At 59.0% G+C, this 26,873-nt stretch carries 15 protein-coding genes; 9 read left to right on the top strand and 6 right to left on the bottom strand.

Annotated features, from left to right (window positions below; genetic code table 11):
• Positions 1 to 11: 11 nt before the first annotated feature.
• Complete coding sequence (locus tag FEE99_RS21555) at positions 12 to 1,541, top strand: DHA2 family efflux MFS transporter permease subunit (protein ID WP_039763332.1); 1,530 nt, start codon at positions 12 to 14, stop codon at positions 1,539 to 1,541.
• Between the two features lie 122 nt (positions 1,542 to 1,663).
• Here FEE99_RS21555 and lpxH read toward each other — a convergent pair whose 3' ends face one another.
• Entirely contained in the window at positions 1,664 to 2,416 is a 753-nt protein-coding gene (lpxH, locus tag FEE99_RS21550) for a UDP-2,3-diacylglucosamine diphosphatase (RefSeq protein WP_041477093.1), read from the bottom strand.
• Positions 2,413 to 2,919 (bottom strand): peptidylprolyl isomerase, encoded by a 507-nt coding sequence (locus FEE99_RS21545; RefSeq protein ID WP_039763494.1) that lies wholly within the window; start codon positions 2,917 to 2,919, stop codon positions 2,413 to 2,415. The genes lpxH and FEE99_RS21545 overlap by 4 nt, the downstream gene beginning before the upstream one ends.
• Positions 2,920 to 3,170: 251 nt before the next feature.
• Here FEE99_RS21545 and FEE99_RS21540 point away from each other — a divergent pair, with 251 nt between their 5' ends.
• Positions 3,171 to 4,868 carry a glutamine--tRNA ligase/YqeY domain fusion protein gene (locus FEE99_RS21540; RefSeq protein ID WP_041477092.1) on the top strand — a complete coding sequence of 566 codons (1,698 nt, stop codon included), beginning with the start codon at positions 3,171 to 3,173 and terminating at the stop codon, positions 4,866 to 4,868.
• An 18-nt stretch (positions 4,869 to 4,886) separates the two neighbouring features.
• On the top strand, positions 4,887 to 6,269 hold the full coding sequence (cysS, locus tag FEE99_RS21535) for a cysteine--tRNA ligase (RefSeq protein ID WP_041477091.1): 1,383 nt from the start codon (positions 4,887 to 4,889) through the stop codon (positions 6,267 to 6,269).
• A gap of 186 nt (positions 6,270 to 6,455) precedes the next feature.
• Here the strand turns inward: cysS and FEE99_RS21530 are convergent, their stop codons facing one another.
• Positions 6,456 to 8,294 carry a sigma-54-dependent Fis family transcriptional regulator gene (locus FEE99_RS21530; protein WP_041477088.1) on the bottom strand — a complete coding sequence of 613 codons (1,839 nt, stop codon included), beginning with the start codon at positions 8,292 to 8,294 and terminating at the stop codon, positions 6,456 to 6,458.
• Between the two features lie 347 nt (positions 8,295 to 8,641).
• On the opposite strand from FEE99_RS21530, the gene FEE99_RS21525 reads away from it, so the two are divergent.
• The 6 genes from FEE99_RS21525 to FEE99_RS21500 are packed head-to-tail and all read left to right on the top strand — an operon-like array spanning position 8,642 to position 14,594.
• A complete protein-coding gene (locus FEE99_RS21525; protein WP_016775291.1) occupies positions 8,642 to 9,736 on the top strand; it encodes an ABC transporter ATP-binding protein in 1,095 nt (364 codons plus the stop codon).
• Positions 9,736 to 10,848 (top strand): ABC transporter ATP-binding protein, encoded by a 1,113-nt coding sequence (locus FEE99_RS21520; protein WP_041477087.1) that lies wholly within the window; start codon positions 9,736 to 9,738, stop codon positions 10,846 to 10,848. Before FEE99_RS21525 ends, FEE99_RS21520 begins: the two co-directional genes overlap by 1 nt.
• The gene (locus FEE99_RS21515) at positions 10,845 to 11,711 is read left to right on the top strand and encodes a carbohydrate ABC transporter permease (RefSeq protein WP_007912484.1); all 867 of its coding nucleotides are present in this window, start codon (positions 10,845 to 10,847) and stop codon (positions 11,709 to 11,711) included. Before FEE99_RS21520 ends, FEE99_RS21515 begins: the two co-directional genes overlap by 4 nt.
• 9 nt (positions 11,712 to 11,720) lie before the next feature.
• Entirely contained in the window at positions 11,721 to 12,521 is an 801-nt protein-coding gene (locus tag FEE99_RS21510; protein ID WP_041477086.1) for a carbohydrate ABC transporter permease, read from the top strand.
• A 10-nt stretch (positions 12,522 to 12,531) separates the two neighbouring features.
• Complete coding sequence (locus FEE99_RS21505) at positions 12,532 to 12,804, top strand: DUF2160 domain-containing protein (RefSeq protein WP_038861868.1); 273 nt, start codon at positions 12,532 to 12,534, stop codon at positions 12,802 to 12,804.
• Between the two features lie 47 nt (positions 12,805 to 12,851).
• Positions 12,852 to 14,594, top strand: a complete 1,743-nt coding sequence (locus FEE99_RS21500) for an ABC transporter substrate-binding protein (RefSeq protein ID WP_016775286.1) — start codon at positions 12,852 to 12,854, stop codon at positions 14,592 to 14,594.
• 155 nt (positions 14,595 to 14,749) lie between these two features.
• Here FEE99_RS21500 and FEE99_RS21495 read toward each other — a convergent pair whose 3' ends face one another.
• The 3 genes from FEE99_RS21495 to FEE99_RS21485 are packed head-to-tail and all read right to left on the bottom strand — an operon-like array spanning position 14,750 to position 26,867.
• The gene (locus FEE99_RS21495) at positions 14,750 to 17,428 is read right to left on the bottom strand and encodes an RHS repeat domain-containing protein (RefSeq protein ID WP_081932377.1); all 2,679 of its coding nucleotides are present in this window, start codon (positions 17,426 to 17,428) and stop codon (positions 14,750 to 14,752) included.
• On the bottom strand, positions 17,425 to 22,035 hold the full coding sequence (locus FEE99_RS21490; RefSeq protein WP_064361175.1) for a SpvB/TcaC N-terminal domain-containing protein: 4,611 nt from the start codon (positions 22,033 to 22,035) through the stop codon (positions 17,425 to 17,427). Before FEE99_RS21490 ends, FEE99_RS21495 begins: the two co-directional genes overlap by 4 nt.
• The gene (locus FEE99_RS21485) at positions 22,032 to 26,867 is read right to left on the bottom strand and encodes a Tc toxin subunit A-related protein (protein WP_041477084.1); all 4,836 of its coding nucleotides are present in this window, start codon (positions 26,865 to 26,867) and stop codon (positions 22,032 to 22,034) included. The genes FEE99_RS21490 and FEE99_RS21485 overlap by 4 nt, the downstream gene beginning before the upstream one ends.
• Between the last annotated feature and the right edge of the window lie 6 nt (positions 26,868 to 26,873).

Here is a 26,873-nt window from a genome sequence, read left to right as displayed (position 1 = left end):
TAGGATTCACAATGAGCAATAACGCTTCTTTCACGCCGCCCAGCCTGTTGCTCAGCACCATCGGCCTGTCGCTGGCGACGTTCATGCAAGTGCTCGACACGACCATCGCCAACGTGGCGTTGCCGACGATTTCCGGCAACCTCGGGGTGAGTTCGGAGCAGGGCACTTGGGTCATCACTTCGTTTGCCGTGAGCAATGCGATTGCGCTGCCGCTGACCGGTTGGCTGAGCCGCCGCTTCGGCGAGGTGAAGCTGTTTCTGTGGGCGACGATGCTGTTTGTACTGGCGTCGTTTCTCTGCGGTATCTCCACTTCGATGCCTGAGCTGATCGGCTTTCGTGTGCTGCAAGGCCTGGTGGCCGGGCCGTTGTATCCGATGACGCAGACCCTGTTGATCGCGGTGTATCCGCCGGCGAAACGCGGGATGGCCCTGGCATTGCTGGCGATGGTCACGGTGGTCGCGCCGATTGCCGGGCCGATTCTCGGCGGCTGGATCACCGACAGTTACAGCTGGCCGTGGATCTTCTTCATCAACGTACCGATCGGCATCTTTGCGGTGATGGTGGTGCGTTCGCAACTGGCGAAACGGCCGGTGGTGACCAGTCGCCAGCCGATGGATTACGTCGGCCTGATCACCCTGATCATTGGCGTCGGCGCGTTGCAGGTGATCCTCGACAAGGGCAATGACCTGGACTGGTTCGAATCGAACTTCATCATCGTCGGCGCGGCGATTTCCGTGGTCGCGCTGGCGGTGTTCGTGATCTGGGAAATGACCGACCGCCATCCGGTGGTCAACCTGCGCCTGTTCGCCTATCGCAACTTCCGCATCGGCACGCTGGTGCTGGTCCTGGGGTACGCCGGGTTCTTCGGCATCAACCTGATCCTGCCGCAGTGGCTGCAAACGCAAATGGGTTACACCGCGACCTGGGCGGGACTGGCGGTGGCGCCGATCGGGATTCTGCCGGTGCTGCTGTCGCCATTTGTCGGCAAATACGCGCACAAGTTCGACCTGCGTCTGCTCGCCGGCATTGCGTTTCTGGCGATTGGCCTGAGCTGTTTCATGCGCGCCGAGTTCACCAACGAGGTCGACTTCCAGCACATCGCTCTGGTGCAGTTGTTCATGGGCATCGGCGTGGCGCTGTTCTTCATGCCGACCCTGAGTATTCTGATGTCGGACTTGCCGCCGAGCCAGATCGCTGATGGCGCAGGCCTGGCGACTTTCCTGCGGACACTGGGCGGCAGCTTTGCGGCGTCGTTGACCACCTGGATCTGGATTCGCCGGGCCGATCAGCATCATGCGTATATGAGCGAAAGCATCAGCACGTTTGAGCCTGCCACCCGCGAGACCCTGAATCAGTTGGGTGGGGCGAGCCAGTCGGCGTATGCGCAGATGGATCAGATCCTCACGAGCCAGGCGTACATGCTCTCCACCGTGGATTACTTCACGTTGCTGGGCTGGGGGTTCATGGGGTTGATTCTGATCGTGTGGCTGGCGAAGCCGCCGTTTGCCGCCAAGGCCGGGCCGGCTGCCAGCGGGCATTAACCTGAAACGCAGCACCTGTGGGAGCGAGCCTGCTCGCGAAAGCGGTGTGTCAGACACTCGACTGCTGAGTGACACACTGCATTCGCGAGCAGGCTCGCTCCCACAGGGTTTTGTGTTTGGCTTTAAATCGTAGGGGCGGGCAGGGCGGGTGGCGGGGCGAAATCGAATGGCGCCAAGGCATACCCGCTCTCATCCACCTGCAACGCCCAACCCTGACGATCCCAATCCCCCAGCACAATCCGCTTCGCCGCTTGTTCACCCAGCTGCAACTTGTGAATTGCCGGGCGGTGGGTGTGGCCGTGGATCAGGGTTTTCACGCCGAACTCCTGCATCACTCGCGGAATCTCTTCCGGGGTGACATCGACGATGTCATTGGCCTTCATCCGCGTCTGTGCGCGGCTTTCGCTGCGTAGCTTGCGCGCCAGTTTATGGCGGCTGCGCAGTGGCAGGTGACGGAGGATGAACAGGGTGATCGGATTACGCAGATAACGCCGCAGCTTCATATAGCCGACGTCGCGGGTGCACAGGCTGTCGCCGTGCATCAGCAGCACTGGCTCGCCGTAGAACTGCACGACACTCGGGTCCTTCAGCAATGTGCAGCCGGCCTGTTTGCAGAAGGCCTTGCCGAGCATGAAGTCGCGATTGCCGTGCATCAGGAATATGGCCGTGCCGCTGTCGCTCAAATCGCGCAGGGCCTGGCAGATGGAACGCTGAAAGGGCGTCATGGCGTCGTCGCCAATCCACGCCTCAAAGAAGTCGCCGAGGATGTACAACGCACTCGCCGAGCGGGCGCGTCCGGCGAGCAAATCCAGAAACGCCCGGGTAATGTCCGGGCGCTCCTCTTCCAGATGCAAGTCTGAAATCAGCAATATCACGCTGCGATGATCTCGGCTTTCTCGATGATCACGTCGTCTGCGGGTACGTCCTGGTGGCCGGACTTGGAAGTGGTCGACACGCCTTTGATCTTGTCGACAACGTCGGTGCCGGCGGTCACTTTACCGAATACCGCGTAGCCCCAGCCCTGAGTGGTCTTGCCGCTGTGGTTGAGGAAGGTGTTGTCGGCGACGTTGATGAAGAACTGCGCCGAAGCCGAATGCGGCTCCATGGTGCGGGCCATGGCGACGGTGTACTTTTCGTTGGAAAGACCGTTGTCCGCTTCGTTCTGGATGCTTGGACGCTTGTCTTTCTTTTCTTTCATGCCAGGCTCGAAACCGCCGCCCTGGATCATGAAGTTGCCGATGACGCGGTGGAATACGGTGTTGGTGTAGTGACCGGCGTTGACGTACTCGATGAAGTTGGCAACGGTGATCGGCGCCTTTTCAGCGTTCAGTTCGATGACGATGTCGCCATGGTTGGTGGTCAGTTTGACTTGAGTCATGGTCATTACTCTTCATAGGGAATTCGTGGTTCTGGGACCTTTAGCCCCACAACCGGTTCAGCCTGCTTCGGCCAAGGTGCGCAGTTTAGCGTGACAGGCGCGAATTTCGAGGCGGTTTTTCATTTCCCGGCGATTAAATGCGTGCCTTTATAAGAGCTGCTCTGTCAGGCCCTTGACAGCATCGGCTATGATAGCGGCTTTGTTTTGTCTGGCCCCTCTTTGCGGCCGCGCACCTGTACGTCAAGGATCCTATGAGCAAGCCCACTGTCGACCCTACCTCGAATGCCAAGTCCGGCCCTGCCGTGCCGGTCAACTTCCTGCGGCCGATCATCCAGGCAGACCTGGACTCGGGCAAGCACACCCAGATCGTGACTCGCTTTCCGCCGGAGCCCAACGGCTACCTGCACATCGGCCACGCCAAGTCGATCTGCGTCAACTTCGGCCTGGCCCAGGAGTTCGGTGGCGTCACGCACCTGCGTTTCGACGACACCAACCCGGCCAAGGAAGACCAGGAATACATCGACGCCATCGAAAGCGACGTCAAATGGCTGGGCTTCGAATGGTCCGGTGAAGTGCGCTACGCCTCGCAGTATTTCGACCAGTTGCACGACTGGGCCGTCGAGCTGATCAAGGCCGGCAAGGCCTACGTCGACGACCTGACCCCGGAGCAGGCCAAGGAATACCGTGGCAGCCTCACCGAGCCGGGCAAGAACAGCCCGTTCCGTGACCGTTCGGTTGAGGAAAACCTCGACCTGTTCGCGCGCATGAAGGCCGGTGAATTCCCGGACGGCGCGCGCGTGCTGCGGGCGAAGATCGACATGGCCTCGCCGAACATGAACCTGCGCGACCCGATCATGTATCGCATCCGCCACGCGCATCACCACCAGACCGGCGACAAGTGGTGCATCTACCCGAACTACGACTTCACCCACGGTCAGTCGGACGCCATCGAAGGCATCACCCATTCGATCTGCACCCTCGAGTTCGAAAGCCATCGTCCACTGTACGAGTGGTTCCTGGAGAACCTGCCGGTGCCGGCGAACCCGCGCCAGTACGAGTTCAGCCGCCTGAACCTGAACTACACGATCACCAGCAAGCGCAAGCTCAAGCAACTGGTTGACGAGAAGCACGTCAACGGCTGGGACGATCCGCGCATGTCCACGCTGTCGGGCTTCCGCCGCCGTGGCTACACGCCGAAATCGATCCGCAACTTCTGCGAAATGATCGGCACCAACCGGTCCGACGGCGTGGTCGATTTCGGCATGCTCGAATTCAGCATCCGCGACGACCTCGACCACAGCGCCCCGCGCGCCATGTGCGTGCTGCGTCCGCTGAAAGTGGTCATCACCAACTACCCGGAAGGCCAGGTCGAAAACCTCGAACTGCCACGCCACCCGAAAGAAGACATGGGCGTGCGCGCGCTGCCGTTCGCCCGGGAAATCTACATCGACCGCGAAGACTTCATGGAAGAGCCGCCTAAGGGCTACAAACGCCTGGAACCGGCCGGTGAAGTGCGTCTGCGCGGCAGCTACGTGATCCGTGCCGACGAAGCGATCAAGGACGCCGACGGCAATATCGTCGAACTGCGTTGCTCGTACGATCCGGACACCCTCGGCAAGAACCCGGAAGGGCGCAAGGTCAAAGGCGTGATCCACTGGGTGCCGGCCGCCGCCAGCGTCGAATGCGAAGTACGTCTGTACGATCGCCTGTTCCGTTCGCCGAACCCGGAAAAGGCCGAAGACGGCGCCAGCTTCCTCGACAACATCAACCCTGACTCGCTGCAAGTGCTGACCGGTTGTCGCGCTGAGCCATCGCTCGGCAACGCACAGCCGGAAGACCGTTTCCAGTTCGAGCGCGAAGGCTACTTCGTCGCGGATCTGAAGGACTCGAAACCCGGTCAGCCGGTATTCAACCGTACCGTGACCCTGCGTGATTCGTGGGGCCAGTGAGTGAGTCAAGGAACTAACGTGCTAACGATCTACAACACGCTCACCAAGAGCAAAGAAGTCTTCAAGCCGCTGGATGGCAACAAGGTGCGCATGTACGTCTGCGGGATGACCGTGTACGACTACTGCCACCTCGGCCACGGCCGCAGCATGGTCGCGTTCGACCTGGTGACACGCTGGCTGCGCTTCAGCGGTTATGACCTGACCTACGTGCGCAACATCACCGACATCGACGACAAGATCATCAATCGTGCGCGCGAGAACGGTGAATCGTTCGAAGCGCTGACCGAGCGCATGATCGCCGCGATGCACGAAGACGAAGCGCGCCTGAACATCCAGAAGCCGGACATGGAACCGCGCGCCACCGATCACATCGCCGGCATGCACGCGATGATCCAGACCCTGATCGACAAGGGCTACGCCTACGCGCCGGGCAATGGCGACGTGTACTATCGCGTCGCCAAGTTCATGGGCTACGGCAAGCTGTCGCGCAAGAAGATCGAAGATTTGCGCATCGGTGCGCGCATCGAGGTCGACGAGTCGAAACAAGACCCGCTCGACTTCGTCCTGTGGAAAGCCGCCAAGCCGGGCGAGCCGAGCTGGGAATCGCCATGGGGCGCCGGACGTCCGGGCTGGCACATCGAGTGCTCGGTGATGTCGACCTGCTGCCTCGGTGAGACTTTCGATATTCATGGCGGCGGCAGCGACCTGGAGTTCCCGCACCACGAAAACGAAATCGCCCAGAGCGAAGCGGCCACCGGCAAGACCTACGCCAACGCGTGGATGCATTGCGGGATGATTCGCATCAATGGCGAGAAGATGTCCAAGTCCTTGAACAACTTCTTCACCATCCGCGACGTGCTCGACAAGTACCACCCGGAAGTGGTGCGTTACCTGTTGGTCTCGAGCCACTACCGCAGCGCGATCAACTATTCGGAAGACAGCCTCAAGGACGCCAAGGGCGCACTGGAGCGTTTCTACCATGCGCTGAAAGGCCTGCCGAGCGTGGCGCCGGCCGGTGGCGAGGCGTTCGTCGAGCGTTTCACCACGGTGATGAACGACGACTTCGGCACCCCTGAAGCGTGCGCTGTGCTGTTCGAGATGGTGCGCGAGATCAACCGTCTGCGCGAGAGCGATCTTGATGCAGCGGCGGGGCTGGCGGCACGTCTGAAAGAACTGGCGAGTGTGCTGGGGGTGTTGCAACTTGAGGCCGATGACTTCCTGCAGGCGGGCGCTGAAGGGCGGGTCGATGCGGCGCAAGTGGATGCACTGATTGCGGCGCGCCTGGCAGCTCGGGCGGGCAAGGATTGGGCTGAGTCCGATCGTATCCGTGATCAGCTGACGGCGATGGGTGTCGTGCTGGAAGACGGCAAGGGTGGGACTACCTGGCGTCTGGCTGACTGAGGCCCAAAGCCCCTACCATGATCGTTCCCACGCTCTGCGTGGGAATGCCTCAACGGACGCGCCGCGTTCGGCTCTTTAGGGACGCGGAGCGTCCCGGGCTGCATTCCCACGCGAAGCGTGGGAACGATCGATGGAAACGCGATCCCTGTAGGAGCTGCCGAAGGCTGCGATCTTTTGATCTGGCTTTTAATTGCCAATCTGCCGCAACCGCTTGTACAGCGTATTCCGGCTAACCCCCAGCCGCCGCGCCAGATGCGAAATATTCCCCCCGGCCGCCTTCAACTCCCTGTTCAACGCCTCAACATCATTCAAATCCAGCCCCAGCGGCGCAGCCGTCTCAACCGGCTCCATCTCCAGATCGACAAAAAAATCATCCGGCAAATGCTCCGGCCGCACTGGTTGTTCCTCGGCCATTGCCAGCGCCACCTGCATCACGCTGCTGACCTGACGCAAATTCCCCGGCCACGGATGCTTTTCAAACAGCTCCAACACCTCCGGGCTCAGCCCGGCCCATTGCGTCGGCTCGCGATGCTGCTCCCACAGTCGTTTGAACAGCGCCTGCTTGTCACTGCGCTCACGTAACGGCGGCAGCTCCAGGGTCAGGCCGCCGATGCGGTAGTACAAATCTTCGCGGAATCGGCCCAGTTGCACCTGCTCGCGCAACGAACGGTTGGTCGCGGAAATGATCCGCAAATCAACCGGGAACAACTCGCTGCTACCCACCGGCTGCACGCAGCGCTCCTGCAACACGCGCAACAAACGCGCCTGGGTCGGCAGCGGCATGTCACCGATCTCATCGAGAAACAGCGTGCCTTTGTCGGCCTTGCGGATCAGGCCGATGCTGCCTTTCTGGTTGGCCCCGGTGAACGCGCCTTTCTCGTAACCGAACAACTCGGACTCGACCAGTTCAGCGGGGATCGCTGCACAGTTCACCGCGATGAATGCCTGTTTTTGCCGGGAGCTGGCTTGGTGCAAGGCTTTGACGAACACTTCCTTGCCGACGCCGGTTTCACCGTGAATCAGTAGCGGAATGTCTTTCTCCAGCAAACGCTCGGCCTGGCGCACGGCTTTTTCCACACGGCTGTCGCCGAAATGCAGCGTGTTGAGGCTGATCGCACTGGCTGGCGCAGGCTTGTCCTCTGCGGCAAACACCCGCGCTTGCACCGGTGCCTGCTTCGGCCGTTTCAGCAAGCACTGGAAACGGTTGCGCCCGGAGGTCTGCAAAGCAAACGGCAAGCCCTCGGGCTGATTGATCAACTCCAGCAGCGACACCTTGAACAGGCTTTCAACGCTGACGCGGGACAAACGCACACCGAGCAAATTGTCGGCGCGGCGATTCGCCGACAGCACCTGTCCGCTCTCATCGAAGATCAGCAGCCCCGCCCATTGACTGTCGAGGTTGTTCAACCCGGTGTTGAAGGTCAGTTGAAAATGCTGGCCATGGAACAGGTTGAGGATCAGCCGGTTCTCCACGGTCTGGCTCATCATCTTGACCATACCGAGGGTGTGCGAGGGCGGCAGATAGCTGTCGCTGGAGACATCGAGCACGGCGATGACCTTGCGCTCGGCGTCGAAAATCGGCGCGGCAGAGCCGGTCATGAAGCGGTTGGCCTTGAGGAAGTGTTCGTCGTGCTCGATGTGCACCGCCTGCTCACAGGCCAGTGCGGTGCCGATTGCATTGGTGCCGCTGCTGCGCTCCATCCAGCTCGCCCCGGCCTGAAAGCCCCGGGCCAGATTCGGTTCGATAAAGCGCTGCGTGCCCCATGAGGTCAGCACCTGGCCCTGATTGTCGGCGAGCATGATCAGGCAGTTGGAGTTGCTGAGGATGTTTTCGTAGTAGGGCAGGACTTCCTGATGCGTGGTCTGCACCAGCGAATGATGGCTGTCGAGCAACCGTGCAATGCCGGCGGCGGGCAATTGATCGAAGGCCGGGGCGCTCTGGTGGTCGAGGCCGAACGCGCGGCAACGTTGCCAGGAGGTCTGGACGATCGCGTCGTGGGACAGCGGCGAAGCAGGTGCGGCCATGGGGGCGAGCCTCTGAGTGCAGCGATTTTATTATTGTTATGAGGTCCACCATCCCCTGTAGGAGCTGCCGAAGGCTGCGATCTTTTGATTTTGATCTTGAAAAAGCAAAGTCAAAGTCAAAAGATCGCAGTCTTCGGCAGCTCCTGCATGGGGGTGAACAGTGCATAGAGTGTTGTTCACTATTGTTCATTGTCAATCACTCCGACTGTTCAAAAGTGTTCAGCTGTGAACGCAATTTCCCCGTGCAATCAACGATTTTCACGGCAAATCAACCACTTGCCATTTCTGGCACGAATGTCGCTCTGTTGCTCCGGTCGCTTGACTCCAAAAATAAAAAAGGCCGAGCCATGTCACTCACCCTGGAGCACGTCAGCCGTACCGTCGAGGGCCAGATCTGGATCGACGATGCGTGCCTGAAATTCGAACCCGGATCCTTCAACGTTCTGCTCGGGCGCACCCTGTCCGGCAAGACCAGCCTCATGCGCCTGATGGCCGGCCTCGACAAGCCCGACAGCGGCCGCGTGCTGATGAACGGCGTCGACGTCACCCAGCGCCCGGTGCGGCTGCGCAACGTGTCGATGGTCTATCAGCAGTTCATCAATTACCCGACCATGACGGTGTTCGAGAACATCGCCTCGCCACTGCGTCAGGCCGGCATCTCGAAAGAGATCATCCACAGCAAGGTGCAGGAAACCGCACGCATGCTGCGCATCGAGAAGTTCTTGCAGCGCTATCCGCTGGAGCTCTCCGGTGGGCAGCAACAGCGCACGGCCATGGCCCGCGCGCTGGTCAAGGATGCTGAACTGATCCTCTTCGACGAGCCGTTGGTCAACCTCGACTACAAGCTGCGCGAAGAGCTGCGACAGGAAATGCGCGAGCTGTTCAAGGCGCGCCACACCATCGCCATCTACGCCACCACCGAGCCTAACGAAGCGCTGGCCCTCGGCGGCACCACGACCATCCTGCACGAAGGCCGGGTGATTCAGAGCGGCCCGTCGACCGAGGTCTATCACCAGCCGCAGTCGGTGCTCGCCGCTGAATTGTTCTCCGAACCGCCGATCAACCTCATGCCGGGACGCATTGCCGGCAACGAAGTCAGCTTCGCCAACTTCGTCCACTTTCCGTTGAACGTCGATCTGCGCCCGGTGGGCGAGGGTGAGTTCCGCTTCGGCGTACGCCCGAGTCATATCTCGCTGGTGCCGAGCAACGATGACGATCTCGAATTGGCCGTGACCGTCGAGGTCGCCGAAATCAGCGGTTCGGAAACCTTTCTGCACGTGCGCAACGAGCACTTTCTGTTGGTGCTGCACTTGCCGGGGGTTCACGAATACGACGTCGATGCGCCGATCCGCATCTATATCCCGACCCACAAACTGTTCGTTTTCGATGCGCAGGGCCGTCTGGTGCAAGCACCGGGCCGGCGTGTCGCGAGGGTTGCCTGATGGCCGAAATCCGTTTGCAGCACCTCGCCCACAGCTACAGCAAAACCCCCAGTGGCGCCGAGGATTATGCGATCCGCGAGATGGATCACGTCTGGGAGCAGGGTGGCGCCTACGCCTTGCTCGGCCCGTCCGGGTGCGGCAAGTCGACCTTGCTCAACATCATTTCCGGCCTGCTCAGCCCGTCCCAGGGCCACGTGTTGTTTGACGGCAAAGCGGTCAACGACCTCACGCCGGAGAAGCGCAACATCGCCCAGGTTTTCCAGTTTCCGGTGGTCTACGACACCATGACGGTGTTCGACAACCTCGCTTTCCCGCTGCGCAATCAGGGCATGGCCGAGGCGAAAGTGCACAGCAAGGTGCAGGAAATTGCCGAGGTGCTCGACCTGCAGAATCTGCTGAGCAAGAAGGCGCGCAATCTCACCGCCGACGAAAAGCAGAAAGTCTCCATGGGTCGTGGACTGGTGCGCGATGACGTCTCGGCAATCCTCTTCGATGAGCCGCTGACGGTGATCGACCCGCACCTGAAGTGGAAGCTGCGGCGCAAGCTCAAGCAGATCCACGAGCAGTTCAACATCACCATGGTCTACGTCACCCACGATCAACTGGAAGCCTCGACGTTCGCCGACAAGATCGCGGTCATGTACGGCGGTCAGATCGTTCAGTTCGGCACGCCACGGGAATTGTTCGAGCGGCCGAGCCACACCTTTGTCGGCTATTTCATCGGCAGCCCGGGTATGAATCTGATTGAGGTGCAGCCGCAGCCCGGTGGCGTCGGTTTCGCTTCGACGCACCTGCCGTTGTCCGACGCCTTGCAGCGCCATATCGAGCACGGCCAGTGGAAAAACCTCAAGGTCGGCATCCGCCCGGAGTTCATTCATGTGTGGGACGAGCCGTTTGACGACGCGATGCAGGCCAAAGTCGTACACGTCGAAGACCTCGGCACCTACAAGATCATGACTCTCAACCTCGACGGCGCGCCGTTGAAGGTGCGTCTGGCCGAAGACAAGCCGGTACCCCAGGGCACCGCGTACATCAGTTTTCCGGCGCAATGGCTGATGGTCTATGCCGATGAATTTCTCCTGGAAGTCAGCGACGAGGAGGTGCAGCCATGAACAAGGTGCAGAACAACAAGGCCTGGTGGCTGGTGTTGCCGGTGTTCCTGCTGGTGGCGTTCAGTGCGGTGATCCCGATGATGACCGTGGTCAACTATTCGGTGCAGGACATCTTTGACCAGTCCAGCCGCTACTTCGTTGGCGCTGACTGGTACAAGCAAGTGCTGCTCGACCCGCGTTTGCACGACTCGTTGCTGCGCCAGTTCATCTATTCAGCCTGCGTGCTGCTGATTGAAATCCCGCTGGGCATCGCCGTCGCGCTGACCATGCCGACCAAGGGTCGCTGGTCCTCGGTGGTGCTGATCATTCTGGCGATACCACTGCTGATTCCGTGGAACGTGGTCGGCACCATCTGGCAGATCTTCGGCCGCGCCGACATCGGCCTGCTCGGTTCCAGCCTCAACGCGATGGGCATCAGCTACAACTACGCGGCCAACACCATGGACGCCTGGGTGACGGTGCTGGTGATGGACGTCTGGCACTGGACTTCGCTGGTCGCGCTGCTGTGTTTCTCCGGTTTGCGGGCGATTCCCGACGTCTATTACCAGGCGGCGCGGATCGATCGCGCCTCGGCCTGGGCGGTGTTCCGCCACATTCAGTTGCCCAAGCTGAAGAGCGTGCTGCTGATCGCGGTGATGCTGCGCTTCATGGACAGTTTCATGATCTACACCGAGCCGTTCGTGCTCACCGGCGGCGGGCCGGGCAATGCCACAACCTTCCTCAGTCAGACGTTGACGCAGATGGCGGTAGGGCAATTCGACCTCGGTCCGGCAGCGGCGTTTTCGCTGGTGTACTTCCTGATCATCCTGTTGGTGTCCTGGCTGTTCTATACCGCCATGACGCACTCCGACGCCAACCGCTGAGGCCCGGCCATGAGCAAGAGAAAGCTTATTCCATTGCTGGTGTACATCCTGTTCCTGCTGGTGCCGATCTACTGGCTGTTGAACATGTCGTTCAAGAGCAACACCGAAATCCTCGGCGGCCTGACGCTTTTCCCTCAGGAATTCACGCTGGCGAACTACAAGGTGATCTTCACTGATCCGAGTTGGTACACCGGTTATCTGAACTCGCTGTATTACGTCAGCCTCAACACGGTGATTTCCCTGAGCGTGGCGTTACCGGCGGCTTACGCGTTTTCACGCTATCGTTTCCTCGGCGACAAACACCTGTTCTTCTGGCTGCTGACCAACCGCATGGCGCCGCCGGCGGTGTTTTTGCTGCCGTTCTTTCAGTTGTATTCGTCGATCGGCCTGTTCGACACGCACATCGCCGTAGCCTTGGCGCACTGCCTGTTCAACGTGCCGCTGGCGGTGTGGATTCTCGAAGGTTTCATGTCTGGCGTGCCCAAGGAGATCGACGAAACGGCCTACATCGACGGCTACAGTTTCCCTAAGTTCTTCGTGAAGATTTTCATCCCGTTGATCGGCTCCGGTATCGGCGTCACGGCGTTTTTCTGCTTCATGTTTTCCTGGGTCGAACTGCTGCTGGCGCGCACGCTGACCTCGGTCAACGCCAAGCCGATTGCGGCAGTGATGACGCGCACGGTGTCGGCATCGGGGATCGATTGGGGCGTGCTGGCAGCAGCGGGGGTGTTGACCATCCTGCCGGGCATGCTGGTGATCTGGTTTGTGCGCAACCACGTGGCCAAGGGCTTTGCCCTCGGTCGAGTCTGAGGAGCTGATGATGGAATGGATGAGCTGGACGACACCGACCGCCGCGTTCTTCATCGGCATCGGTCTGATTCTGGTGGGCATGACCACCTGGGAATTGCGCTCGCCGAGCATCTTGCGGCGCGGGTTTCTGCCGATTGCCACCACCCGTGGCGATCGCTTGTTTATCGGTCTTCTCGGCAGCGCCTACCTGCATTTGCTGGTAATCGGCGTCACCGACTGGAGCATCTGGGTGGCGTCCGCGTTGTCCCTGGTGTGGCTGTTGGCTGTGATGCGTTGGGGCTAGTCGAATCGTTCGGCAACGCGGCTCCACAACTTAAACAGGAGGTCTCTATGTTCGATAAAAACAATAAGCTGCGACATAGCATTTCATTGGCAGCCATGCTGGCACTCAGCGGTTTGAGCGCATCTGCCTGGGCCGACGCCTACGAAGATGCTGCGAAAAAATGGATCGGCAGCGAGTTCAAGCCCTCGACCCTGACGGCCGAACAGCAGCTTGAAGAATTGAAGTGGTTCATCAAGGCCGCCGAGCCGTTTCGCGGCATGGACATCAAGGTCGTTTCCGAAACCCTGACCACTCACGAATACGAGTCCAAGGTGCTGGCCAAGGCCTTCAGCGAAATCACCGGGATCAAACTCACCCACGACCTGCTGCAGGAAGGCGACGTGGTCGAGAAAATGCAGACGGTGATGCAGTCGGACAAGAACATCTACGACGGCTGGGTCAACGACTCCGACCTGATCGGCACGCACTTTCGCTACGGCAAGACCGAATCGATCACCGACCTGATGGCCAACGAAGGCAAGAACTTCACCTCGCCGACCCTCGACATCAAGGACTTCATCGGCATCTCCTTCACCACTGCGCCGGACGGCAAGATCTATCAACTGCCCGACCAGCAGTTCGCCAACCTGTACTGGTTCCGCGCCGACTGGTTCGAGCGCGCCGATCTGAAAGCCAAGTTCAAGGAAAAGTACGGCTACGAATTAGGCGTGCCGGTGAACTGGTCGGCCTATGAAGACATCGCCAAATTCTTCAGTGAAGACGTCAAGGAAATCGACGGCAAACGCGTCTACGGCCACATGGATTACGGCAAGAAAGACCCGTCGCTGGGCTGGCGTTTCACCGATGCCTGGTTCTCCATGGCCGGTGGCGGCGACAAAGGACTGCCCAACGGCTTGCCGGTGGACGAGTGGGGAATCCGCGTCGAGGACTGCCACCCGGTCGGCTCCAGCGTGACCCGTGGCGGCGACACCAACGGCCCGGCGGCGGTGTTTGCCACCACCAAATACGTCGACTGGCTGAAGAAATACGCGCCACCGGAAGCGGCCGGCATGACTTTCTCCGAGTCCGGCCCGGTGCCGTCGCAGGGCAACATCGCCCAGCAGATTTTCTGGTACACCGCGTTCACCGCCGACATGACCAAACCCGGCCTGCCGGTGGTCAACGCCGACGGCACGCCGAAATGGCGCATGGCACCGTCGCCTAAAGGCCCGTATTGGGAAGAGGGCATGAAGCTCGGCTATCAGGATGTGGGGTCGTGGACGTTCATGAAATCCACGCCTGAGAAACAGAAACTCGCGGCGTGGCTGTACGCGCAGTTCGTCACCTCGAAAACTGTTTCGCTGAAGAAAACCATCGTCGGTCTGACACCTATTCGCGAGTCGGACATCAACTCGCAGGCCATGACCGATCTGGCGCCGAAACTCGGTGGTCTGGTCGAGTTCTATCGCAGCCCGGCCCGCGTGCAATGGTCGCCGACTGGCACCAACGTGCCCGACTATCCACGTCTCGCTCAGCTGTGGTGGAGCCATATCGCCGAAGCCGCCAGCGGCGAGAAGACCCCACAACAGGCGCTTGATGGCCTGGCCAAGGATCAGGACCGCATCATGGAACGCCTCGAACGCTCCAAGGCCCAGGCCACTTGCGCGCCGAAGATGAACCCGGAACGCGATGCGCAATACTGGTTTGATCAGCCGGGCGCACCGAAGCCGAAACTGGCCAACGAGAAGCCGAAGGGTGAAACGGTGAGCTATAGCGAACTGCTGAAATCCTGGGCGGATGCGCGCAAGTGATGTTGGAAATGTAAGAAGCAAACGGCACCGGAAGGTGCCGTTTGCTTTTCTCCCCCTTTACTTGAATCGACAGCGGCCTGGCTCCCATATGTACTGTAATGCACGCATTCGCATACACCTCGATGTCCCTTCAAGGGCTTGAGGGGGGATGGAAGTCAGCGTTTCACGTTGCGAGCAAATTGAGTCAGCAACTGTTTTTTACTTCGCTCGTATGAGTCTATCGTGTACTGGGCAAGCTCAAAGGGGAACGGCTGCATGTCGACGGGGTAAACTTTAGTATCTCTCTCCGACCAGAGGAAATTATGGTCCTGTACATCCTGGTGATATAGGTCCTTTGCTTCCATTTCATTAAACATCTCCAAAAGTGCATTGGCGCCGCTTGCCGGAATGGAACCTTTCTTGATGTCGCCGAGGGGGATGCCATCGAGTTTTATCATCTTGAGGTAACTCTGATTGTCTTCAATAAGTGCCGTCGCCGAGCCTGCTCCATAGTAAGCATTGAAACCCTCGGCTTCGGTTTTTACATACCCCGGAATACTGTTTCGCTTGTCGGCTCCTCTGAACTTTTTATAGACATGTTTTCCGTCGGCGCTTTCGTATATTTCTCCTTCGCCCCCGCCGCCTATAGCAGGGCGACCACCAATATCATCGGCAATCGACGTTGGCTTGTTCTTCAGCGAAGAATCGGTCAATTGCACTTTCTCCATCAACATTTCGATGGAGTGGCTTGCGCTCTTTACTTCTGGAGACAATGGTGGTGTATCAGGAAATCCAAATCTCGTGCTTTCGTTAATGACAGAGTTTGCTGAAAATGGCGTTGATGATTGCGGCGAAGGCGAAGATCCGATGGTCGCTTGAGTCGGGTACTCCTCATTGACGCCTTCACGAATTCGCCCATCAGTATCGAAGTAGGCCAACGGATTGCCTTTCACCATGCTGAACAGATTCAGACCATCAATCGCCCCGGACGGATCCGGATTCAACCATCGCTGCCAACCCGCCACGTAATACCTGAACCCGTAATAATAAAGCCCGGTCGCATCCCGCTCTTTGCCCGAATAGCGCAGCGTTTTATAGCTTGTCTCGATTTCGCTACGCCCGGCAAACCACGCGGTGGTGCCGAAAGGGTGGTATCGCTCCTGACTGATGAGCTTGCCCGTGGCGTCGAGTTCCAGGGTGCAGGAACCCAAATGGTCGTTGAGGCTGTAACGCGCTTGATCGTTGTCGATGCCTTGGGGCGGTTCGGATTCCCAGTGCAACACCTGCACGCTGCTGCGCCCGGCCTGGACACTGATCACCTGCAGTATTTCTCCCGTACCACTGTGGGTACGGATTTGCAGATTCGGCAGATAACGCACTTCGTTCATCAGCGTTTTAGCGTTGGTCTGCATCAGCCGCACTTTGCGCACGCGCATGCCGTCTGCGGCGTATCGGTATTGCTCGTTATCAGCCGAACGGTCTTCACGCAAAACCAGCCGGACTTCACGCAATCGGTTACGCAAGTCCCAGTTGAAAGTCTGTCCTGGTTGCAGGCCAAGCAGATTGCCATTGGCATCGAAGCCGTTGCGCAAATCTTCCTCGCCCGGGTCCATGCCATCGCGCACCGGCAAGCAGCGGTTACTGTGCTTGGCGGCGACCAGGCGGTGACCGTGGCCTTGTGGGCCGTCGTGGATCAATTCGAGCAAATTGCCACCGCAGTCATAGTGATAGGTCTGGGTGTAATTGGCGATCGCTGCAGGATCTGCCAGTGAAAACTTCGATGTCTGACCGGCCTCCCAACCCGTGGCCTCGATCAACTGATCGAGACTGTCATAACGGTAGCGGTTGACCGGTTCGATGCGCTGGTTGGCAAAGTATCGAATCGGGAGGGCGGCGTCTTCAATACTCAACACGTTGCCTACCGGGTCGTAGACATAACGCAGGTCTTGCAGGATGTCATTGCCGCGCTGGCTTTGCAGACTGATCAGCCTGCCATCCTCGGCGGCGTAGTCCAATGTGGTGATCACTCCGTTGTCAGCGGTTTCCCGAAGGGTATGTCCTTGGGCATCGTACTGGATGGCGCCGACCAGGGTTTTCGGCGCGGAGCCCATCAATTGCAGTCGAACGTCTCGCAACTGGCCGTCCAGGGTCTGGCTGAAAAGCTGTCGGTGTCCTCTGGCGTCGATTTGTTCGATGGTTTCCGAGAGCGGGTTGAAACGCGAGTAGCTCGTGGCGGCAGGTGCGTCTTCGAGCAATTTGTCACGCTCGCTGAGCGATACCGGCCAGTCAGGAGGGTCGAGTGAGCGCAGAAAGCGTCGAGACTGCGCGATGATTCCACCGGTCAATCCGAACTGTTCGAACGACTGCGTGCCGGCCGGATCATCGAGGCGGATGATCTGTCCGCACTGATTCCGCGTGGCAAATGTCGGATTGCTGCCGGCATAACCATATCGCTCCGTGCACAAAGGTTCTCCGTCATCGGCGTGTTCGAACACAGCCAGTGGTCGCAGCTGTTCGTCATACTCGATGCTGCGCACGCTACCCCGGCCATCCCAACCGTGCAGCGGTTGACGCGCCTCGCCCCACAGACTGACGCGCCATCCGGCATCGACGCTGAGCGTGATCAGCACCTGACCGGTCAGTGAGTAAACCGTCCTGAGATTGGCGGGGGCTGATGCGTCGGCGAACAATCGTGGATCGCGCTGCGCCACCCGTCGCCCAGCAACGTCATGCTGAACCGCGGTGATGCGCGCTTCAGATTCGCTGCCATCTTCGCGCCAGTAGGCAACCTGCCGCACCGGTAAGCCTCGGGCATCAGTGACGCTAAGATGCGGTGTCTGCGCATGCTTGCTCACCGTCCTGTCCACCAGTTGCGTCGCCGTTGTTCCGGCGGCGGGTCGAACAGGTCATTTTCGTCGAAGGCGACGTTACACCAGATCCAGTACCAGACTTCCCGGCGCAGGGGTTTGAGCGTCGGCGGATTGCCTTGCAGCATTTGCTTCGCCAGCACGGTTGCGGTCGGTCGGCCCACCGCGTCGTAGAACTGCTGGTCGTGAAAAGCATGCTTGCGCATCGAGCGATCATTGATGTAGCGCGGTTGATCGGCGAAGTAGGGCCTGTAAATCCGCACAGTCTGGCCTTTGTTGTTGTATTCCACTGGCTCGCTGACACGCCAGCGTCGCTGGGCCTGGGCGTCTATTGGTTTGCCATTGTCGTCGAGGACCAACTCACCGTTGTCATCGACCTGCCAGGCCACGCCCGGGGGGACCTCATGTTTGGTTTGCAGAGTGCGGCCGAAACCGTCCAGGCAAGCAATGCTGACTCGCACTTGCAGATCGGGATCAAGCGGATAGCGGTCGGCCACCAGAGAGACGGCATACACGGGCTCACGCTGTGCATTATCGATTTGCTGCTGGAGTTCGGTTTCATTCAGATCGGGATTTTCCACAGCGGCAAGGTACTGTCGGGCGCGATCGCAAATGTGTCCTTCGGGCAGAATGTAGCCTTGGCTTTTCGCCCAGTCCCACCACTCTTGGGAGCGTGAGGACGTGCGGGAGATGCAACCCATCCAACTGAACGTATCCCAGAAAGCGGCACGGGCGAAGTTGCCAATGGCTTGTTTCGGATCGGCGATGGCAATGGCCGGGTCGCGGTCTGCCGGCGGGACGTAGGTTTGCAGCGGGTCAAAACCCACCGGTTCTCCAAGTTCGGTGCCGTGGAAACTGCTCACCAGCGGCTCGCCGAAAGCGTTGTAGCGCGCTTCCTGCAGGTTGCGGTTGGCATCTTCAATGGCCGCAGGGAGGAAGGTGCGGTAGTCCACGTCGAGGCTGCGGGTAGTGCAGCCGTCCGGTAAGGTCACAGCGGTTGTCACACACCAATACGCGTCATAGGTAATCAGGGTTTCGCCGTGACTGCGGGTTTCACGATATTTCTGCACGTTATGAAAGCCGTCGAGTGCGTGGTAGGTGGAGAAACCTCTGTGCACTGACCACAGATAATTCTTCGCGTCGTCAGGGTCGTCAATCGGACCGTGATCTTGCTCGGGCAGGAACAGCGGCATGATGTGGTAACCGACCTCCTGCGATTCGAGTTTTTCTTTCAGGTTGAAGGGTAATTGGCCATCCACCTCGAGTTTGTCATATGCGCTGAGGGCGACGGCGTCCAGTTCGGCCGTCTCCATGTAGGCGGGCAAACCCTCGAAAGTCGCGGCGCCCGGATCCAGCGTTGCACCGCTGCGAGGGTCGATGTAGCGCTGCAGCGTCAATGCAGACAACACTGCTTGCTGCGCCCATTCGCCATCCTCGCGGGCCATTAGCAAAATATGTTCATGGTGGATCGTTGCAGCACTCAGCGCCGCTTTTTCCAGCACCAGCGAATTGCTGCGCAAGCGGCAGGGCAATCCAAGGCGCCAGGCCTCGTCATTGGGCAAATGAATCGATTCTGACCGGAGCTGCGTCAGGTACCATTTTTGTTGCGCATCGTCATGAGCATCCTTCCACCAGTTCTGCTGATGCTCTTCAGTGAACGGCGGCGCATCGCTGCTGGTTTTGCGTCGCGCGTAGTTCACCGTGAAAGCATGCACCACACGGCCGTAGGGGTCCCATTCCAGATTCAACTGGTGCTGGCACATCGGATCGTCGGCAATTGCCGGTTCGTACTGATAACTGATGGATTCCGCGTCCAGGGGCAAGATCACTGCATAAGGCTGGTACTTGCCTTTGGGGCGCAGCACCCGTGCGCCATAGCGATGTTCCTGGACCACATAGGGGACTGCGGTCGCCGCGTCGTCACCGGCGGCGAACACTTCCGAGCGCATCACTCGGCCGCTCAGGGTGCGGGCGATCTCTCGCGCAGTCTCCTCATCGGCTTCGGTGAAAGGTTGCGCGATGCGATCATTGAAGTGATAGAGCTGCAGCAGTGTGGGTTTGAGATCGACCGCATCATCGTCACGGCTGTAATAACCGGTTCTTGACGGGTCGATGGTTTCGCCTGTGTGAAACCAGGTCTTGCTGAGAATCGGCGCGGTGAACTCGGTTGCTGACGCTTCGGTGTCGCTTTGCAGCAGCAGGCGAAAACCACGGAATTCGCGCTCGAAACGGTCGTAATAACCGCCGCGATAGCTGAAGAGCTGTGTCAGTGAGTTGCCGGTGATCTCATCATTTTGGATTTGTTCGTGTACCAGGTGCATGGCCATTGGTAGACCGGACACCGGATTTTCAACACCGGCTGCCTGTTGCTCACGTTTTTCATCCAGCCATTCCTGCGCCGAACTGCGGTAATTCACGCTGGCGCTGCAACCCATGTTGTTGCAGCTTCTGTTGAGCAGATAGGGTTTGGCGTCGACGAAATCGTAACGCCAGTGCCTGGGCGACATGTGCGGCAATGTCACCACCAGGCTCGAGCAGCCAAGGCCTTGCAGATCTGCGCTGGTGACCTGCCAGAGCGGGTCATGGGCGAGGCCATCAGGCCAGGGAAGATCAATGGAGGTCTGGGCGAAACCGCTGCCGGCGTGGTTCATGAAAATACGCAGGCGCTCGGCTTCCATATAGATCAGGTCAGCCGCACCCGAGCCGTCGAGATCAGCCAGCAAGACCCGTGAGGCGTTGAATTCATCGTAGGCGAAGGGCAGGGTGCACAGCACAAAGCCTTTGCCGAAACGACCATGTCCCAAATTCGGCCAGCACTTGACTTCGTTATGACGGATCCGCACCAGATGTTGCTGACCGCTGCCGATGAGATCGGCGAATGCAACGATTTCGCTCGGTGTATTGCTCAGCACAGGCAGCTCATCATCATCGCCTGCGGCGGTTTTTTCCGCATGCGGCACGTCGACGCTCTCGGCGAAACCGGCCGCGCGACGATTGGCATACAAACGCACGCTGCGCGGGCCGACCAGCGTCAGGTCGCTCAGGCCGTCACCCAGCAAGTCGGCGATCTGCGCCATCGGGTGGGAAAATTCGCCGGGAAATGCATCGAAGGGCACGAACCCTGACCAGTTGCGGTCTGGGTCGAGGGTGAAAAATCCGCACATGCCCGGCGCGGCGAGCACCCAGTCGAGCTTGCCGTCGCCGGTCAGATCGGTAAGCGACTGATGCACGGGTTTGCCGGCGTCGGACATCGGCACGCCTTCAAGAAGTTTCCACTCGCTGTACTCGACCTGGTCGCTGCCGGTCTCTGCGCGCAACGGCTCGCGGTAATACCAGCCGTGGTCATAACGGCAGAGCACACCCGCCAGGCCCTCACCGTACAGGTCAACCAACTGATATTGATGACCATCGTCGAGGCCGGGCATGGCCGTGAATTCTTTCCAGCCCTGTGGCTGCGGGGCGAGGTCGAACGTGTTGTAGCTGAACTCCATTGGCGGTCGGCTTTCGATCTGGCCGAGGCCGTCATAGGCCTGCTGATGCGCCGCGCTCAGATGGCTGTAACCCAGTGGGCTGAGGCGATATTGCAGGAGCAGGCGCTGCACCAGAACCGGATGGTCACCCAACTCTTCGGGGAAGTGATGAAACATCAGCACTTGTCGACACAGGCGTCGGTTGCCCAGCTCGAAACCGTAGGCGTAGATCCAGTAAGGGTCGCTGCGCTCGGCCCATGGCTGTTGTTCTTCAAACGTTGGCACTTGTTCCAGATCGCTGCTGCGTTCGCCATAGTCGAACACCAGTTGAAAGTGCCACAACTGTTTTTCCCGGCTACCGCTTTCCCAGGCATACAGGTGCGCTGAGGCTTTTTCGTTGCCATAACACACGCGTTTGAGATAGCGCTGAGCGCGATAGTCGCGATACTGCGGAGCGACTGGCAGCTCGGTTTCCGCCTTGTATTCGTAGATGATGTGTTCGCCGCGGGTATTGAGGCTTTCGTCGATCATCCAGACGCCGACGCGCTGCGGGTCGGCAGGGTCGGCCCGGCGTGAATTGGCGGTGGTGCCATAGATATGCAGGCTGCCGTCGGCACCGTGAATCAGCCAGAAACCGGCTTTGTCGGTCTCGTTCGACCAATGTTCGATCAAGGCGAATGCACCCTCGACCCGTGGCCAGTGGCGAACGACGTCATACGCTGTCGTCAGGGGCAAGCCGTTGTATTGCTCAGTGGTGCGGAAGATCAATTCACCGGTGCTTTCATTGCGCTCGGGCAGCCATACATCACCGTCAGGCCCCACGACCTGGTCAGTGCCGTCATAAGTCGGCACGCCATTGACCGTGCGCAGGGTCACCGCGTCAACCGTCAACTGCCAGCCAATCCCGCAGGAACTGTTGCCCGTGCCACTGCTATAGCCCAGACCCAATGGCGGGGCAAAACCGCGTCCGGTGGAAATCGGCAACGACAGTTCCAGCGACGCAGTGCCTTTGGTACCCACGCCGGCCGATCCCTTGCCAATACTCTGGATGGCGCCGCCGCCCTTGGGCAGGCTCGGTGTGTTGATCTGCATTGTCGACTGTTGCGGCGGCGGCTGTTCGTTCATAGCGAACCGCCTTCGCATCTCGCGGTGTAGCACACATGCAGGATGATGTCGGGCAAGCGCTGGAGTATGTGCTCCTGACCCTTGGGAAACGTCAGGATCCAGCGTGAAATCGCGCCGGTGTATTCGAATGGCAGATAGCGTTCGTCCTGGAAGTTGAGCTGAAACATGCCGTTGTCTTCCAGCGAACTCGACAGGGCGATCTGTTGACTGGATCGCAGGTTTTCTTTGACGCTGCTGCCGACCGTGGGGGCCATTTCAACTTTGCTGTAGGTCTGTTTCAGCACCGCCCGAATATCTTGATAAGGCCCGAGCACGGCCGGTAGCGTCACGCTTATAGTCTTGATCCGGCGCAGGTAATGATTTTGCCCGGCGTAATCATCGTCGAACATTTGCTGAGTCAGTTCCAATTCACACGTGCCGTTGTCCACCAGCGATTGCTTGATCTGTGCCCACGGTTTATTGATGGTTGAACTCGGGTCCTTGCCGGTCAAATCCTTCAGTGACACGGTTTTCCTGATTTCCAGATCGCGGCGGTTGTGCTGCACGTACTGGCTGTACATCTGTTGCAGGCTCATCTTCAACTCTTCCCCGGCACCGAGGCCGCGGTACGTGGCATTCCACGCGCCGGGATGGACAAAGGTTCGGGTGAAATCGCCCATTTCGTATTGCCAGCAGGCCTCAGCGGCCTGGCATAGCGATTGTGCGTTGGTGAAGGCGGTATGGTAGAAACCGGCGAATTTGCTGTTGAGCCAGTCGTAGGTCTGCGATCGGCTGAAACGATTGCTGCTCAGTAGGAAATCGTGGGTGGCCTTGGCCTGGTTGAGTGCTGCTCGCGCCTGGCGCAGTTGCAGTTGCGTGGCTTTATGTTGTTCGTCGGAGACGGCAAGCTGGGCCTTGATTTGCTCGGCTTCGAGTTTTGCCTGGTCGCGGGCCTGGGTCCATTCCTGGGCGCGGCGCCGGTATTGTTCGATGCGATCCATGGTTTGGCTTGCGCCATACGCAACGTGTGAAAAAGCTTGCATATGGGCCGCGAAGCCGTTGGCAGCACCTTCCAGGCGTGCGCCACCGGCCGCCATGCCAAATATGTTCGGTGCTACAGTCATTGCCTGGCCGATTCCGTGGGCAATCGTCGCTCCGGTCTGGCCGAGACTTCCCAGCAGGTAAGAAGCTCCCGCGCCGATTTCCAAGGTGCTGACACCGTCTTTCAGCAATTTCTCGTAATAACTCACTCGGTCCAGAATGGTGTCCTGACTCGCCAGCAACGCCTCCTTGTTTTTTTCATCAATCTTCTCGGCCTGAACCTGTATTTGCACCGCCATCTCCGCGAGGTTCCACGCCTGCTGCTGTTGCAGTTCCAGGTACTGCGCCTGCTCCTTGCGTTCGATCAGCGACAGTAGCGTGGCGCCGAACGCGATCACGCTGTCCACCGCGTTCTGCGCGAGTGCGAACATGAAACTGAAGCGACAATGGGGAATCTGCGGGTTCAACAAGCGGCTGAGTGCTGCCCCGGACAAGCCTTGGCCCCACGCGGCGAGCAGTGCGCGCGGATCCAGCGGCGTGGCGAATAACGGCAGGTTCAGCGGAGCGCCGGCCATATCGAGGTTATGTCGCAGGTTAAACAAGCGGCTTTCGGCTCGATCCCAGTGCATGATCAGTTCGGGGTTGAAGGGCCGACGGAAATACTCAGTGTCCGCGCTCGCCAGTAGCGGGTCATGGCCGTCAGGCCGCAGACACAATAGTGGTGCAGGCTGCGAAGCCGGGGCCCTGCCGATACGCAAAGGTGGCTGTTGTTGCAGCTGCTGGTGGGCGCTGATCAGGCGCTGTTCGAATTGACGCAGTTGCACATTCTTCGACGAACTCAATTCGTCGAGCGTGAGCGGCAACCATTCGTCGATCTGGCGTACATCCGGGCGCGGTCCCAGCAGATCCATGATGTGGACGTAGCGCATCTTGGCTTCAGCCAGGCCGTCCGGTGTCAACTCTGCATACGCCAGATCAGCCTGGCGGCTTTCGATCTCGATAAACAGTTTCCACAGCGCCTTGCGAAAGTGCACCGGAAAACTCAAGGCAATCTGATGCGGATCGTCCGGGTACAGAATGGCCAGGCTGGGGTCTACCGGACCGGGCCATACCGGCTCTTCCAACGGTACGGCCTGCCAGTAACCGGGGTGTCCCGGGTCAGCGCTTTGTCGTGTCGGGTCAAACAGATACGCAAGCCACTGTTTCGCTTCGTCGTACTGCTGCTCTTCGTTCAAGCGGTAGGCCACCAGCCAGGGCAGGTACAGGAACAGTTCCAGGAAATACAGGTAGTAAGCGCCCGAGAAATCCATGGCTTGCGACCCCTGACCGTCCGGGATAGGTGGTTCTGTGTGCTGGGTCTGGGTTTCCCAGCTCAGCAGAGGTTCCATGCCGCTTTCGGCAAGGTTGATCAGTTGTCGCGCAAAGGTGCTGTTCATGCGCACAGGCACACGGAATGCCTGTTCAGGTCGGCCCCCATCGCTGAACTCAATGCTGGAGCCTCTGAAGTCAATGAATTGGGCTGTGCCCAGCGAGGGGTTGTCATCGTTGCTGATGCGCGGCGCGATCTGGTGTTCGACTTCGAGCGCCTCCCCCCAGGTAATCGATAGCGCTTTCAGAGCTCCGCCGACGGGTGTATAGCCGATGGGACTGTCTCTATGGATCAAGACGCCATATACGAAAGGGATTTTCAGCGCTGCATCGGACGCAGGCCACTCGACCGGCCAGCCGTCGGGCAAATGTCTGACCTTGTCCAGGCTCATCTCATATCCGCCGCCGCCGTCGTATTGGTTCAAGCTTTCAACGACGCCCGAGGTATATAAAGGGCGTATCTGCTCAAGTGATTCAGGAAATTCAGCCGCCTGTACGTCCAGAGGGTGCCCTAAGAACAGCTGATATCCGTAAGCCTCGAAAATGTGGTTACGAATGTTCGGTAGCAGTAGGGTTGTAGAGCTTTCACCGCCTTTGGGGCTTCGCCAAACGTCGACGACCTGGATGGTATTCGGGTGATCCCGCAGCAAATCAAGTATGTCCGAGCCCGCGACCTTGCCTGCCAGTGACGCAGTGCCACCCGGCGGTATGCGCGGGACGGTAAATTCCGTTCGGTTGTTGCTGTCGGAATCCGAGATCAGGCTCCTGATGCTGTCTGGAAAACCTCTGAAGCAATACGCTGTGTCCTGCATGTTCATGAATTCACCGACAGACGTGATCTCAGAGCCCTCAAGCAAGGTGCGCCACCGACTTTCAGCTGTGTGATTGAACACCAGCGTCAAGTGAAAGAGTTCTTTGTCGTCAGCGCTGGCGATGGAGAATTTCAGCGTTGTGACATCTGGAAATCGCTCATCAAGTCTGAGAACCAACTCGAGACTGGACCGGCCTGGTCGATAGTAAAGGTCGATACCTTCCTGCATGGTCGCGATGCGCGATTGCCAGCCATTGAAGTTCCAGGTTTGTTTGTCTGCGTACGGTATTTCGTGTTCTACAGCGCCGAACACGGGTTTAGTGGCGGGCAGCCAATATTGAAAACGTTCAGCAGCTTCCGGTTTAGCGAAGATGTGGCCTATGAGTCGTACGTGCTGTTCGCTTTTTTCGAAGATCCCGGCGGACGACGCTGGGATCATATTGCCGGCTGCTACTACGCCGGATGAAGGAAACAGTGGCGTCACATTGAAGTTCTTGTCGATTTGTATCGTACGCAGAAAATCGTATCTGTCGTTGTTGTGATCATCGCCGCCCTTGTACCCCGAATACATCAAGACTTTCATGGAGTCGGGCGACGTCGAGTGGTCATACACCGCGATGGTCTGGGTTTGCTCAGCAATTTCTTCCAGAGGTTTCGCGACCAGTGTCTCTGTCTTGCAATAACTCTCGATATAGACCCGCGGCGTACTCCAGGTCTCGTCATATTTCTTGTAGCTGGCATATAGGCGGAACCTGGGATTGACCTTGACGCTCTGGTCGGCCTTGCCGTCAACGGGGGCCTGCATGGCGTCCGCATCCTGAAGCTCCAGCTCGGCCCAGATCACGAACAGACGATTGTTGAACCAGCAGGGGCGAATGGTGTGTTCCAGCGCCTTTTCCGAAATGGGCACGTTGGCTTTTTGCCAATCCGACCAGGCATTGGGCAGCGGCTTGTCATATTTGACCGGGGTTTCGCCTGCTGCACTCGCGGGCGCTTTGACCGCGCGCTGCGACATGTCCAGTGAGCGCCAGTAATAAGCATTCTCGGCAGGGGATTTGCCGATGAAATAATAAGTACTGTTGGCAAAATCTTCCCCGTCAATGTAGCCATTGCAGATTTTCAGGTTGGCAATTTCTTCGAACCTGGCAAGGTAAGCCAGCACTGCGGTTTGTACTGTTTCGGGCTGAATCTGCGCCTGGTTGAGGTCATTCTCCAGTTGCTCGAAACTGGCGCTCTTGGTCAGGCGCAAAGTCGGGTCCAGATAGATGTCCGGGAACGTGCGCAACTGCTGGAGGGCGGGCCAGATCGAGTAGCGATTGAGGCCGTCGCGCCAAGTGCTGGTTTGCAAAGACGTGAAGCTGTCATCGCTGTAACCGGGCTCCAGGTTCAGCATCATGCTGTTGATTTGCTGTTGGTAGCTGGCAATGGCGCAGGCCACCGGACTGGTCGGGACATCCTGGCTGACCAGTACATCCAGCAACCAGAATTCATAAAGGTCGTTGGCGGTCTTGATCGTTTGAGCCAGCCCTTGCTCGATCAGGTAGGGATCGCTGGGTATGGCTTCGTGCAGATAAAGGGCGAGCATCGCGTCACGCAGTGCTTCGTTAAGCGGCGCATCGAAGGCAGTCGTCATGATCGG

The organism is Pseudomonas sp. ef1, from assembly GCF_007293365.2.
GTDB classification, from domain to species: Bacteria; Pseudomonadota; Gammaproteobacteria; order Pseudomonadales; family Pseudomonadaceae; genus Aquipseudomonas; species Aquipseudomonas siliginis.
The sequence above is the reverse complement of the archived record's forward strand: the minus strand, read 5'-3'. Positions and strand labels throughout refer to the sequence as shown.